The 12,790-nt window shown below is 38.0% G+C and carries 19 protein-coding genes and 1 pseudogene; 14 read left to right on the top strand and 6 right to left on the bottom strand.

Annotated elements, in window-relative coordinates:
- The first annotated feature begins 205 nt into the window (after positions 1–205).
- Together AOX59_RS06540 and AOX59_RS20680 are read left to right on the top strand one after the other, a co-directional pair.
- Positions 206–394 carry a GrpB family protein gene (locus AOX59_RS06540; RefSeq protein WP_068443528.1) on the top strand — a complete coding sequence of 63 codons (189 nt, stop codon included), beginning with the start codon at positions 206–208 and terminating at the stop codon, positions 392–394.
- Positions 318–482, top strand: a complete 165-nt coding sequence (locus tag AOX59_RS20680) for a GrpB family protein (protein WP_237049382.1) — start codon at positions 318–320, stop codon at positions 480–482. The genes AOX59_RS06540 and AOX59_RS20680 overlap by 77 nt, the downstream gene beginning before the upstream one ends.
- A gap of 133 nt (positions 483–615) precedes the next feature.
- On the opposite strand, the gene istB is transcribed toward AOX59_RS20680, so the two are convergent.
- The 3 genes from istB to AOX59_RS20220 are packed head-to-tail and all read right to left on the bottom strand — an operon-like array spanning position 616 to position 2,926.
- Positions 616–1,386 (bottom strand): IS21-like element helper ATPase IstB, encoded by a 771-nt coding sequence (gene istB / locus AOX59_RS06535; protein WP_068443525.1) that lies wholly within the window; start codon positions 1,384–1,386, stop codon positions 616–618.
- Complete coding sequence (locus tag AOX59_RS06530; protein WP_237049381.1) at positions 1,383–2,429, bottom strand: Mu transposase domain-containing protein; 1,047 nt, start codon at positions 2,427–2,429, stop codon at positions 1,383–1,385. The genes istB and AOX59_RS06530 overlap by 4 nt, the downstream gene beginning before the upstream one ends.
- A complete protein-coding gene (locus AOX59_RS20220; protein ID WP_237049380.1) occupies positions 2,426–2,926 on the bottom strand; it encodes a helix-turn-helix domain-containing protein in 501 nt (166 codons plus the stop codon). The genes AOX59_RS06530 and AOX59_RS20220 overlap by 4 nt, the downstream gene beginning before the upstream one ends.
- Before the next feature lie 567 nt (positions 2,927–3,493).
- On the opposite strand from AOX59_RS20220, the gene AOX59_RS20675 reads away from it, so the two are divergent.
- The 4 genes from AOX59_RS20675 to AOX59_RS06515 all read left to right on the top strand — a co-directional run bounded on the left by AOX59_RS20675 (position 3,494) and on the right by AOX59_RS06515 (position 6,154).
- Complete coding sequence (locus AOX59_RS20675) at positions 3,494–3,634, top strand: transposase (RefSeq protein ID WP_156418776.1); 141 nt, start codon at positions 3,494–3,496, stop codon at positions 3,632–3,634.
- 245 nt (positions 3,635–3,879) lie between these two features.
- A complete protein-coding gene (locus tag AOX59_RS06525) occupies positions 3,880–4,821 on the top strand; it encodes a glycine betaine ABC transporter substrate-binding protein (protein WP_068443521.1) in 942 nt (313 codons plus the stop codon).
- A 379-nt stretch (positions 4,822–5,200) separates the two neighbouring features.
- Positions 5,201–5,746, top strand: a complete 546-nt coding sequence (locus AOX59_RS06520) for a GNAT family N-acetyltransferase (protein ID WP_068443517.1) — start codon at positions 5,201–5,203, stop codon at positions 5,744–5,746.
- A gap of 90 nt (positions 5,747–5,836) precedes the next feature.
- Positions 5,837–6,154, top strand: a complete 318-nt coding sequence (locus AOX59_RS06515) for a hypothetical protein (protein ID WP_068443514.1) — start codon at positions 5,837–5,839, stop codon at positions 6,152–6,154.
- Between the two features lie 96 nt (positions 6,155–6,250).
- Here AOX59_RS06515 and AOX59_RS06510 read toward each other — a convergent pair whose 3' ends face one another.
- The gene (locus AOX59_RS06510) at positions 6,251–6,553 is read right to left on the bottom strand and encodes a hypothetical protein (RefSeq protein ID WP_068443511.1); all 303 of its coding nucleotides are present in this window, start codon (positions 6,551–6,553) and stop codon (positions 6,251–6,253) included.
- 236 nt (positions 6,554–6,789) lie between these two features.
- Between AOX59_RS06510 and AOX59_RS06505 the strand changes: the two genes are divergently transcribed.
- From AOX59_RS06505 to AOX59_RS19150, 6 genes and pseudogenes are all read left to right on the top strand, one after another.
- The gene (locus AOX59_RS06505; protein WP_068443508.1) at positions 6,790–7,077 is read left to right on the top strand and encodes a TIGR04104 family putative zinc finger protein; all 288 of its coding nucleotides are present in this window, start codon (positions 6,790–6,792) and stop codon (positions 7,075–7,077) included.
- Between the two features lie 151 nt (positions 7,078–7,228).
- Positions 7,229–7,972 (top strand): GNAT family N-acetyltransferase, encoded by a 744-nt coding sequence (locus tag AOX59_RS06500; protein WP_068443506.1) that lies wholly within the window; start codon positions 7,229–7,231, stop codon positions 7,970–7,972.
- Between the two features lie 439 nt (positions 7,973–8,411).
- Positions 8,412–8,729 carry a hypothetical protein gene (locus AOX59_RS06490; RefSeq protein ID WP_068443499.1) on the top strand — a complete coding sequence of 106 codons (318 nt, stop codon included), beginning with the start codon at positions 8,412–8,414 and terminating at the stop codon, positions 8,727–8,729.
- Between the two features lie 522 nt (positions 8,730–9,251).
- The gene (locus tag AOX59_RS06480; protein WP_068443491.1) at positions 9,252–9,725 is read left to right on the top strand and encodes a DUF2975 domain-containing protein; all 474 of its coding nucleotides are present in this window, start codon (positions 9,252–9,254) and stop codon (positions 9,723–9,725) included.
- Positions 9,726–9,734: 9 nt separating this feature from the next.
- On the top strand, positions 9,735–9,941 hold the full coding sequence (locus AOX59_RS06475) for a helix-turn-helix domain-containing protein (protein WP_068443488.1): 207 nt from the start codon (positions 9,735–9,737) through the stop codon (positions 9,939–9,941).
- A gap of 389 nt (positions 9,942–10,330) precedes the next feature.
- Positions 10,331–10,471: pseudogene (locus AOX59_RS19150) on the top strand (DinB family protein); the annotation flags it as partial.
- Positions 10,472–10,825: 354 nt separating this feature from the next.
- Here the strand turns inward: AOX59_RS19150 and AOX59_RS06465 are convergent.
- Positions 10,826–11,176, bottom strand: a complete 351-nt coding sequence (locus AOX59_RS06465) for a hypothetical protein (protein ID WP_068443482.1) — start codon at positions 11,174–11,176, stop codon at positions 10,826–10,828.
- A gap of 40 nt (positions 11,177–11,216) precedes the next feature.
- A complete protein-coding gene (locus AOX59_RS06460; protein ID WP_068443479.1) occupies positions 11,217–11,477 on the bottom strand; it encodes a hypothetical protein in 261 nt (86 codons plus the stop codon).
- Between the two features lie 343 nt (positions 11,478–11,820).
- On the opposite strand from AOX59_RS06460, the gene AOX59_RS06455 reads away from it, so the two are divergent.
- Positions 11,821–12,192 carry a hypothetical protein gene (locus AOX59_RS06455; protein WP_068443477.1) on the top strand — a complete coding sequence of 124 codons (372 nt, stop codon included), beginning with the start codon at positions 11,821–11,823 and terminating at the stop codon, positions 12,190–12,192.
- Between the two features lie 126 nt (positions 12,193–12,318).
- Positions 12,319–12,690, top strand: coding sequence for an iron chaperone (locus AOX59_RS06450; protein ID WP_068443473.1), 372 nt, complete (start codon positions 12,319–12,321; stop codon positions 12,688–12,690).
- Positions 12,691–12,790: the final 100 nt, after the last annotated feature.

Raw genomic sequence — 12,790 nt, 5'->3', positions numbered from 1 at the left:
ATTGAGACATGACAATGAGCGGAGAAAAATATACGGCCAATTTAACCAACTCTACCGATCAAATTTCTTCTTAAATTCCACGGGCGCGTTTCCATAGTAAAGAATCGCTCCATTAACGCATATAAGGGGCTTTTTAACAGTACAATTGACAAACCAAAATTTAAGAGTAAAATACATACAATATACGTCTGTGGGGGGTAATTTAATGCTTGGATTACCAAAAGGTGAGGTTTTTTTAGTACTTTGGCCAGAGGATTGGCTAAAGGAATTTTTATTAGACAAGGAGAAACAAGAGAAAATTGGTAAGTATATTGTAGATGTTCATCATATTGGCAGCACGGCTGCTGAGGGGGTTAAGTGCGAAACTAATTATCGATATTGCTGTAGAAATTAACGAATTTAATGATGACAAGCACTGTGTCAGTCTCTTGGAGAGGTTAGGCTATTTCTATAAAGGGACTCTATATGCAGATTCAGGATAGGGTAATATGGATCCCTTATGGTGGGGTGAAAAAGTACGCTTTTTGTAATACCACGAAGATAGTAAAATCCTTTGAAAAACAATATCCCAAGTTGAGTTGTAACCGTCAAGTGAAAATGAACACTTTTCGCTAATTAATTGTGAACACTTTTTTCCTCAAAAATGGAAGAACGATGCTTCATTCGATAGCTTTCATCCTCTCTAAAATGAATGATTTCTGCTCGGTGTAATACGCGATCCAAGATCGCTGTAGCGACGCCGGGATCACCTAATAATTCTCCCCATTCACTTGGCCCTTTGTTAGACGTCAAAATGACGGAGGCCTTGTCATAGAGGTCATTAATCAAGTGAAAAAACAGGTTCGCTTCCCGATTGTCCATCGCCATATACATCAAGTCATCGATAATGACCAGATGAGAATCTTTGATACGTTTCATTCTTATCTGCGATTTCCGCGTAAACTCCTCCGTTTTCAAGGTGTGAATGAGGTCACCCATGGATATAAAGGAAACCTTATATCCTTGGTGAATGGCCTCAATCCCTAACCCCGTCGCCAGGAAGGTCTTGCCTACCCCTGGCGGTCCGAGGAGAATGAGGTTATACAGTTGGTCGAGCCATGTAAACTCTTGCAGTTGGTTCAGCTGCTTTTTGCTTAAGGACTGCTGCTCGTCGAGATCAAAGGCATCCAGCGTTTTATAGAAAGGGAACGCCGCCCATTTCAGTCTCTTTTCCACTTGCTTCTCATCCCGACGTTTTTGCTCATAAGATGCCAGGCGATGAAGAAACGTTCGATAAGTCCAATCTTCGGACTCTGCTTGTTGCACTAGTTCAGGCAGGTACTGAGCGCTTTCGGACAACCTTAGCGAACGCAATTGCTGTTGAAGTTGTTCAAGTGTCTGAGTCATACGGATGCTCCTTCCAGTAAGGCGAGATAGTCGCTCACGTCTCGCGTCTGTGGCTTTGTATCATCGACGGACGTCTCCCGCCCATTTAAAGGCTTGACCGGCTCTTTTGTGTGATCCAATGCCGCATGGTCCACCTGACGCTGGCGTTTGATGTACTGAACAACATCGCCGAACTCTGTGGCGCTCTCAATGCCTTGCTGCATACACATGTGCAACGCTTCGTCACCGATGGTTGGTTCGATCTCTTTCAAAGCTTTCGACATGAGTTGAAGCTGGTCCCGAATATAACGAGGATACTTCTTGTGAAGGGCTTCTAAAAACGTCATGGCCTTTTCTTTGTCTTCAAACTTTTCGGCTATGGTCGCCATATAGGCAGCGATCCCCTTCGTTCGATCACGTGTGTGCTGGCTGTCTTGAATCAACTTGCCTTTTCCGTGGCTAATACTGTGGTTGGCGATCACAGGTCCCTCCTGGTGTTCACGGATCACCAAGCTATGGTCGTCCGTTTGAATGTACACGATTTTATTTTGTCTGTAGGTGCCCAGAGGAACGGAGTAACGATTCGATTGGTATAAAATCGTGTTGTCCTTTCGAACCGTTCTTGTTATACTGGAATCCACACGAGAAAGTGTCAGTTTTGTGGTGACCGGTCGTAAGTGTTGTTTTTCCAGAGCGAACACTTCGACGGGTCTTTTTTTGGTTGTGTTATGCACTTTCCCATTTCCCGTTCGTTCAAGCCATGCGTCGCTTTGTTCCTTCCAGCGATCCAACGTGCCGAAGATACGATTTTTCGCGAAGTTCCCTTTCACAAACTTGACCACATTTTCAACCTTTCCCTTGCTCTCAGGGTCGGCTTTTCGACAAACGTACATGGTTAACTTTCTTTCCTCGCGATACGCCTGAAATGCCTCGGTCAAGATCAAATCCCCGGCATTCTCGCTGACCACGATTAAGGCATCTTGATCATAAACAATTTCATAAGGGATCCCTCCAAAAGCGTGAAAGGCCTGCTCGTGGCAGTCAATTACATCTTTTGTTGTCAAAGGCCTATCCAGCCATTTGACAAATTTATACCGCGAGTGCGAGAGAACGAACGTAATGAACGTGAGTTTAACCTCCTTGCCATCGGGTGTTTTTGAACGGTGTGCCCAAAGTCTACTTGAGCTTGTTGACCCATGGGCGGATCTTGAAGGCCTTGATAGTCCCGCATGGCTTCTGTTTTAGGAATGTTGTATTTTTCACGAAGCTCATTGACAAACAGGCGCACAGTGCTTTCGCCAACTTTTAGATCTGTATATCTTTCAAGTAACCAATCATGAATTTGTGATGCGGATAGATCCGGATGTTCACTGAGCCATGTTTGGATGAGCATTTCATACGGATCCAACTTTTTTCTTCTTGTCTGGGTTGAGGCCATCCATTCACCCATTTCCTCCGGAGATTTTTCGAGATACTTATAGACCGTCGTCCTTGAAATGCCCAACTTTCTAGCGATTCTTCGAATCTTAAACCCTTGCTGTTTTAATTGATAAATATCCATGTACACGTGCCACTTTTCCACCTTTCCGTCTCCCCATTCCTCTATGTAGTATAAATGTTCAATATCTATGACATTATATAGGAATGTGAAGAAAAAATTTGAAGATAGGGGGATAAAAATTTCGAAAGCGAATGGAGGGCTGCCCCTCGGGACAGCCCTCCATTCGCTGCCCTCCATTCGCTGCTACCCTCTGCCAGAAAGTGTTCATTTTTATTTAGCGGAAATGGTCTACTTTAGTTTAGCAGTTCCATGAGTGCGGAAATTGGGGCTGAGCATACGATGAAATAAATGAAAGAGGAACAAAAAACCCTCAAGTCCTAATGCACGCAAGCAATTAAAACGTCATCATCATTTGCTGGAAAAGCGTTATGATATGTTATCGGCTAAGGAACAGATTACTGTTCAAACGATTCTGAAGTATGATCGGTGATTAGAAGCTGTCTACCAGTGGAAAGAGGCATTCATTGACTGGTATGACCTGAGCGTTGACGCTGAACAAGCCAAGGTAACATTGGGTATGTGGTATCAACAAGGGCACCGTATTCGCCATGAGCCGCTGAATCCTGTATCAAAACCATTCAAAACTGGGAGACGGAAGTACTAAACTATCACCGATTACGCTTCACAAACGCTGTTATTGAAGGACATCACAATAAAAAAAGCTTTACAACGTCGTTATTACTTCACGCGGAATCGGGCAGTATATGAAATCCGGGTTTAGTTGAATGCAATCTAGCTTATATGCAGGGACTGCTTAATGATGTCAACCTTAGATTTTTGGTGTTGAGCTTAGTGATATGAACAAATTTAAAGAACGAGCATTCTAAATCCCGATAAAACAATCTAATATCCATATTAACGCAAATACAAAACAAAACGGAATTTGGCTATAACATACTACTTTTTTATAATAGTATTTGTCGAATTTTAAAAAAGGAGTGGTTGACACTTATATGTGGAAAACATACCGTTTTTTAGGCATCATTTTTATTTTCCTGGTGTGCATGATGTTAGCAGCATGCGGCGATGGTAATGATGGCAATCAGGAAAATGAAGGTAACAATGCTGCCGATTCCAATGGCAACAAAGAACTCGGGGAAAAAAGCATTACATTAGGAACCGATAGTTATGTGTCCAACACATCAAATACATATGTAGCCAAACTAATGCTGGAAGAGATCGGTTATGATGCCGAAATAAATCAAACAGACGTCGGAGTTGAATATACTGGCCTGAGTGATGGATCAACAGATGCGATTGTTGGTGCATGGCTCCCAACAACTCATGGAAGTTACTGGGAGGAATATAAAGATGACCTTGAAAAAATAAACACCGTTACCGAAAAAGTAGAACTCGGTTTAGCCGTTCCAGCATATATGGAGGATATTAATTCGATTGAAGACTTGGCAAATAATACGAATAATATTGGAAAAAAGCTGGAATGGACAATCACTGGCATCAGTCCCGGAGCAGGTGAAATGAAACTGATGGAAAGTGAAGTCATGCCCGGATACGGTTTGAATGAAAATTGGGAACTGCTTGAAAGCTCCGGTGCAGCTATGTCCGCGGCTTTATCGGATGCAATCGATCAAGAAGAACCAATTGTTGTCACGTTGTGGACACCGCACTGGACATTCAATGAATTTGACTTAAAAATCCTGGATGACCCGAAAGGAACATTTGGCGAACCGGATGATGTTTTCTCCGTCGCGGGAAAAGATTTTAAAGAACAATCACCAGCAGCGTATAAGTTCCTTGAACAATTTTCAATTGAAAAAGTAGATACTCAAGAGATGATGCTTGATATTAAGGAAGGTATGGGTGAAGAAGCCGCTGCGCAAAAATTTATTGATAACCATCCCGATCTAAAAGAGAAATGGCTGGAAGGCTTTTAGGTATCAGGCACTCAAACTATTCGGATAATTCATGGATTGGTCGTTGGGGTTGTTGTGTTGAATGAGTCTGAGGGTATGGTTCTGGAAAGTCCTGTTGAGGGGAATCTTTGCAGGGCTTTTATAGTTCAGTTAAAATAAATGAACTTATAAAATAACTGTGAGCAAGGAGGCTGTGTTACAGTCTCCTTGCTGTTTGGAAGTTCCTATGGCTTTGTATTTTAAAACCGGGCATTATTTTAAATGAGACTTTTGAGCCACTTTTCCGCAATAGGGCGCCATTCCGGAATAAAGGACAGCGCCCAATTTGCTATTGTCGGGCCATTTAATTGAACAATGATAAGGTTTACCTAGAAAAATCAAGGGAGAATGATTCTAAGATATGGTTGAAATAATCGGAGATAAAGTTAAATTAAGAGAAGCGACAAAAGAAGACATCGACGAACTTTATTATTGGAAATACAAAGAAAAAGAACAAGCAGCTAAAAAATGGAATGGGCCATATATTCCAGAGGAAAAGAAAACAATAGAGCAATATAGGGAAATTTGGATGAAAGACAATGAAATACTTCCCAATGTACCAGATTCTTTAATTATTGATGTGAAAGGAAAATTGATTGGATATACCGGTTCACATTGGGTTGATAAAAATACAAATTGGTTAGAAACAGGTATTGTTATTTATCATAAAGATTTTTGGAACGGTGGCTATGGTTCGGAAGCTTATAAATTATGGATTGATTTTCTTTTTGAGTCTACTGGGATACATAGACTGGGTATGTCTACCTGGTCAGGGAATATAAGAATGATGAAGGTAGCCGAAAAAATTGGAATGCAGGAAGAAGCACGAATAAGGAATGCGAGAACGGTAGATGGTGAATATTTTGATGCAATTAAGATGGGATTGCTACGGGAAGAATGGGAATGATTTAAAAGCAATTGACATAACAGTCATTTAAGCATACGAGCCATATTGTTGAGGAGAAATTAGAAAGAAAAAATGAAGGTGATATGAAATATGTTCGATGCTGGTTGGCTTAACATCGGCAGTTTGGTACTTGGATTAGTAGCTTGGATAATTCCTATTATTAATCTTGCGGTAGGTAAAAAACAGATGAATAAGAAATGGATTGCTCTTACCATTATTAGTTTCAGCGCTTGCGCTATCGCAATATGTTTACAAATTTTTTATAACCTTTACTTGGTAAACATTAAAGACTGGTCTGCTCTGTCGGAAATGCGTGCTGTAGCTGTTGCTTCAACAGTACTTGTCGTTATTACCATTTTATTAAATACACTTACGCTGTTTTTATATCGGAATAGGGGCGCATTGTAAAACAATCGGGCGCTAATCTGGAAAATAAGTAACATTTGATAAACCCAAAATTTTTATGACAAAACCAATTTTCCGGGAGTAGAGAATCGGTTTTGGTTATAGTTCTGTTGGTGGTTTTTTTTGAAATTGTTGCCATAAAGGAAGCGCCCAATCAGGTAGCTGATTAACTTCAAAAGTTATTTTACCATCATTTATTTCTAATATTATTTCTCCATCGTCTTTACTGTTGTCAATTAGAATAAGGTTATCGATAATAGGAGCACATTCATAAAGGTGTTTAAATGAAGTTTTATCCCTTCTGAGAATATCTTCAGTTGGGATATGATGACCACCATTTTTTACTCTCATTGCAACCCTTTCAATATTTTGATTAACGTCATTGAGTGCAATGTAAAACATCGTCACTTCATAACCATATTCTTTGGCTTTGCTTATTTGTCTAAGTGCATTTTTCCAGCAAGTGTGATCGGGCGCTTATCTTTAATAAAGATTGGCGCTAATCTTGAGCCATTGGCCATTTAATGGAATAAGTCCTTGTTTAAATAAGGTGATTATTGTTGAGGTATTACCGGTTTATATAATAAATATAAAGCTATATGGATCATTCCAGAAAAGTAGAAGGAGGGAGGTTTAATTTGCAAAAATGTGAAAACTGCAATGCACAATTTAGCTGGAGTAAAATCTATAAATCGTTTTGGTGGATGTATAAACCAGTTGAATGTGAAAGCTGCGGTGTTAGACATGAAATAACTATTTTTGGCAGATTTACATTTGTTATTCTGACTATTTTACCAATGCTGATATTTATGTATTTCCTTACCCCTTTCAATAATGTCTTTGTAACCATTGGTGCAGGATCTCTTATATTAATTGTCGGTTCTTTCTTCACACCATTTGTTATTCAATACGAAAAGGCATCGTGATAAATTATACTAAACAATCTGTTGCTTAGAATGATCTTAGAACGATCTTTCAGCAAAAGGGCGCTTATCAGGAATAAAAAGCGTCCTTCTTTGGCCTATGGACCATTGAGTAATTTTGATGAATTTAATGGTTTCAGGAAGGAGATTGGTAGTGTTTACAATACCAGATGTTAAATTTCTCGATGGTACACCGAATTATTTTGTTGTAGAGAATATAGGCCAAGTATCTTCTGAGAGTTACTTTGAAAAGCTTCTATATGAAATGATGGAATACGTCACTAAGGAAAATATCCATTCTGTAACAATCGTTTTAGAAAATAATGAAGCATCAAACGCTAACTACCTTGATTTATTGGAGAGATATGGGTTTGTTCAGCACGACATACAATATTTTTATAAACGTGATTTGACTTCTTTAGAAGAATTATATGAGAAAGAAGCTATAGGTCTAAAACAGATTGATAAGGCAACTACCAAGTTATTTAAAGAAGTATGGCAAAGGGTTGCATCTGAATCTTTGAATGCTTCTTCTTCCCTTTCCATTGAAAAAGAATTTGAAGGTATGAAATCTGAATTGGGCTCTGAGTATATTCAAAGCTGTTTTATCGCTTATGACGACAAAACCCCTATTGGAATCACTATGCCACATATAGAACCAGGAACTGTTGATGAAGGGAGACTATTTTACTTTGGAGTTGTTCCCGAATATCATAAAAAATCATTAGGAACAAAGCTTCATAAACTTTCCTTACATATGCTTAAAGAAATAGGTGCCAACTACTATGTTGGCGCAACTGGACATAAAAATACTCCGATGCAGCGTATCTTTCAAGTAAATGGGTGTAGGATGATTGATAAGAAAATTACTTATAAATTAAAAAGTCATATCGATTAGGCTGATGTGAGTATCTTTCAACAACCGGGCGCAAGAATGGAATAAGAGTCAGCAGCTTCTTTTTGAATCAGGCCATAGTCCTGATTCATGAATACAAGTACCTGAAAAGTGATTGCATATGATAAAAGGGAACACTTTGCAAATACTCAAAGACGCTGCAGATGTCTCGGAGATATTTAGTCATTGTAATACCTCTTTGGTAACGTGCTTAGAAGAATGGGGAATCCAAAATACCTTCTTCGTCGATCTCTATATCATTGAATTCCCCATTCTTGTTAACGGATTGGAACTAATGCTAATGTGACTCGATAAAAAGATAAGATTCGATCCTACATAATCGGGCGCCTTGAAATGGAATAACACCTGGCGCCCTGTAATATACATAAGGGCCATATTGTTGAGGAGAAGTTAGAAAGAAAAAATGAAGGTGATATGAAATATGTTCGATGCTGGTTGGCTTAACATCGGCAGTTTGGTACTTGGATTAGTAGCTTGGATAATTCCTATTATTAATCTTGCGGTAGGTAAAAAACAGATGAATAAGAAATGGATTGCTCTTACCATTATTAGTTTCAGCACTTGCGCTATCGCAATATGTTTACAAATTTTTTATAACCTTTACTTGGTAAACATTAAAGACTGGTCTGCTCTGTCGGAAATGCGTGCTGTAGCTGTTGCTTCAACAGTACTTGTCGTTGTTACCATTTTATTAAATACACTTACGCTGTTTTTATATAGGGATAGGGGCGCATTGTAAAACAATCGGGCGCGCTAATCGAATAGTGCGCCTTTCTGAAACGGGCTATATTGTTGAACAAGGATACAAAGGGGAGTATGTATGTCAAAGTATTTTAAAGGGAAATTTTTGAGACTAAGAATTATTTTTACTGTTATACTCCTAAGCATAATAACACTATCTCTGTACGGATTAATTTCTAACACATTAAATTCATTTTTTATGGGAGTAGCTCTTATTGTATTTTTTATTGCGGAGAGTAATTTGAGAAAAAATGAACCACATTACTAATCAATCGGGCGCGCTTACAGAATAAATGGCAGCATCCAAATTGCCATTGTAGGGCCAGATAATTGAATAACAAGTAAACTGTTTTATAAATAGAAATGCCTTCCTGCTTTGTACATATACACAAAACGGGAAGGATTTTTTTGATGTTTTTGAAAGAAAGATTAAGAAGTATAGTTTAAAACAATATTTATTTATTGAGTTACGATAAAAAATCTGATAAAATTTAGATAATCGGAAAAGGTGGGTTGTATTATGAAGTGGAAAACAACATTTTTAAAGGCGGCGGTCTTTTTCATTGGCATCATTGTTCTGGTTTTGTGTATATTTTTAGTGCCTTGGATGGCAGAGGAAATGGCAAAAACCTACCCTAAGTATGCTTATTTAAAAGTGCCAGTTCTTTTGGGTGTATATCTGACAATGATCCCCTTTTTTCTGGCACTGTATCAGTCCGCCAAACTGTTGAGCTATATTGAGAAGAAAATTCCCTTCACGGAACGTACTGTAGCCGCTTTAAGGCATATCAAGTATTATGGAATTGCAATTATGGTTTGTGATGTATTGGGGCTGTTGTTCCTTTTCTCACAAGACGCTGTACAACCAGGAGTTTTTCTTTTAGGTTTTTCGGTTATTTTTGGATCTATTGTGATTTCAGTTTTTGCTGCTATTCTTCAGGAACTAATAAGAAGTGCATTGGCAATAAAAGAAGAAAATGATCTGACGGTCTGAGGTGAGGAGATGGCAATTATAATCAATATTGATGTGATGTTAGCTAAAAGAAAAATGAGTGTAACCGAGCTTTCGGAGAGAGTGGGAATCACTATGGCTAACCTTTCTATTTTGAAAAATGGAAAAGCAAAAGCGATTCGATTATCAACGTTAGAATCGATTTGTAAGGCTTTAGACTGTCAACCTGGTGATATTCTGGAACATAGAGATGACTAGGAACAATTTGAATTGATATTTGTACGTTAAATAAGATTATCTGAAAACAGTTTTGGTACTCGTTCCACAAACGGAGCGCGCTTCTGGATTAAAGGCAGCATTCAATTTGCTACTGTCGGGCCATTCTGTTTAATAAGTGGCTGAGGAAGGAGGTATGAAAAATTAAAAAAAGGAGAAACTCAAAAACTCTGAATGGAGATTAAGTATGATGGCTCCAGTGGTATTCATCGGGGGTAGCATTGGAAGTCAAATCGTGTTTTTTCCTGATATACCTTATCTACCTCCTATATATGGTTTTTTGACTGGTGCTATATTAGTGGTCGCTAGCAATGCAATTTACGTATTCTATAAAAAAATGAAAAACAATCGGGCGAAAAATAATAGTTAGTTTTACAGTTCAACCCCTTTGGCTCTATACACATGCGGCTACTCATGAATTTCATCACAAAGGGCAAATCGTTTCAATGAGTAGGCAATTAGGTTACATACCGGACGATACGGACCTTATCGAGCCGGAAACAATAAGTTAATATAGTAATCAGACTGTTCATCAAACGGGCACAAATCCAGAATAAAGGACAGCGCCCAGTTTACCATTTTCGGGCCAGTTAACGGAACAAAATATAGAAAATAACACAGCTCAGTTAAATGTGAACTGAGCTGTGTTATTTTCGATTTACAAAGGTTTCTTGAATTATCCCTGCAAAAAAGTCTATTTTTCCGGCTTTTCATAATTCGCTATTAAACCTGAGCAAAATACAGTAACTCCAAGTAACAATGACTGTATTATACCCGGTTTTAAAAAAATGAAAATTAAAGTCAACGCAACTGCAAAGAATACAATTGCAGGTATAATTCTCTTTTTTTTAATATTAATTCACCCTTTACTGATATCGAAAATTGTTTATTGATCCTGTAAACACATTATATGTGAAATAAACTGCTCTAGCTCTTTGATCGGCGAATATACTCCAAATAATGGTGTTAACACCTGCTGCGACACCGATTCCTACACCAGGTACCATAATAGTCAAAATAGAAGACGCTGCAGAAATACCTCCAGTAAGTATTCGTGACACAGATGTTTCGCTTAACCATATTTCAAAACCCCACCAGTGTACGTTAATCCTATTTATTCCTTCATTGAATAAATGGTTTTCGCCATCTTTTTGGCCTGATTCGTTAAATTCAAAACCAAGTTCAGCAGCTTTTTCAGTTATTTCTTTGTCTGTCATTTCCACCTTAAAGGTATTATCGCTTGTCTTTTCAAGGTTATCATTTTGTTTCAGCTATCTGTTTTCTCATTTTGTCAAGTTCATTTTTTGAAATCTTTGTTTTTAGTTCGGCTAGGTTTGATAACTCATAAGAATTACCTGCCACTTTAACATATTCGTCTACTTCCTTAATTAGTTTTTCGGAAAAACCATTTTTAAAGCTATTGTCTTTCGATACGCTATTTGATTGCGCTGATACACTTGGCGCTATCATTAGAAAAACCATTGCCACCATTATTGAATTGACCAGAACCTTTTTCATTTTAAAATACCCCCTTATAGTTTCTTAATGTCCCATACTACCTTTTCATTTACTTTCTAGAAAAGAAGAATTATAGTTTCTCTCCATAGACTCCCTCCAACTCCAAGTAATTGGTAATTTTGAAGGATATCTAACGCTGTATAACATCTATAATCATTTTAACAAAAAATTCATTTATTTTTATTGGGAATGTTCGACTTATTTTGACATAAATTAACAAGATTAATAAGGGATATTGTATCTAACTTTCCTATATTGAGGAAAATTACTAAAACGTCTTAAATAAACGGGCGCGGTTGCGGAATAAGGCCAGTTGTTGAATACGAGAAAGGACAGTACTAACATGGAAAAAGTATCAGATGTAAATAAAATGGAATCCATAAAATCCTTACAATCGACAATTAGTAAATTCGAAAGTGCTTTGTCTCAGATGACACAGAAAGGCGCAAATACTACCCTGGTAAAGAAACGACTCAAAGCTGTTTCTGTCGGTTTAGCCATGCTAGAAAGCGTTTGGAATCAAAGAAGTCATCATTACACACAGGAAGAACTAGCAGGAGCTCGCACTATTCTTATTGGTTTATTCCCATCAATTGAGAATAGTTATGCAAAGTCAAAGGCAGGTAGTCCTCAAAGAACGCTTTTAGAAAGAAGAATTAAATCATTGGAACTGGCTGTTCAAGCGATTGACGATTTTTCCAATACGAATAGCTAATATCAGAAGAGGTCTGTTAAATAATCGGGGCGCAAATCCGGAATAAAGGATAGCGCCCAAATTGGCATTGTAGGGCTATTTTGTTGAAAACTGCAGATAGGAAGAATAGTAAATGGAGCTGAAAATATGACTAAACAAAAACCACAAAATATTGATGAATATGTATCTCAATTCCCATTGGAGACCCAGCGAACATTAAATGCTTTGCTAACATGTCTTTCTGAGGTAGTTCCAGAGGCAGAAAAGGGACTAAAATGGGGTGTTCCCGCATTTACTTATCGTAGGGTTTTGTTCACTGTTGGAGCATTTAAGAATCATATAAATTTTTATCCTACTCCTGCCACAATTAATACGTTTAACAAAGAACTAAAACCTTTCTCGACAACTAAAAGTGCGATACAGTTACAATTGAACCAGCCTTTACCATTTAAATTAATCCGTGAAATAGCCAGACATCGATTTAAGGATGTAGTGGAAAATGATGCAAAATGGATGTAAAAGCCATCATTATCTGACGGGAATAATTTATTAACATGAGTATTCAATCATCCGGCGCTATTCTGGGATAAAATTGCACGCTTTTACTTATGTTAATATC

It is taken from the genome of Lentibacillus amyloliquefaciens, from assembly GCF_001307805.1.
GTDB classification, from domain to species: domain Bacteria; phylum Bacillota; class Bacilli; order Bacillales; family Amphibacillaceae; genus Lentibacillus; species Lentibacillus amyloliquefaciens.
The sequence above is the reverse complement of the archived record's forward strand: the minus strand, read 5'-3'. Positions and strand labels throughout refer to the sequence as shown.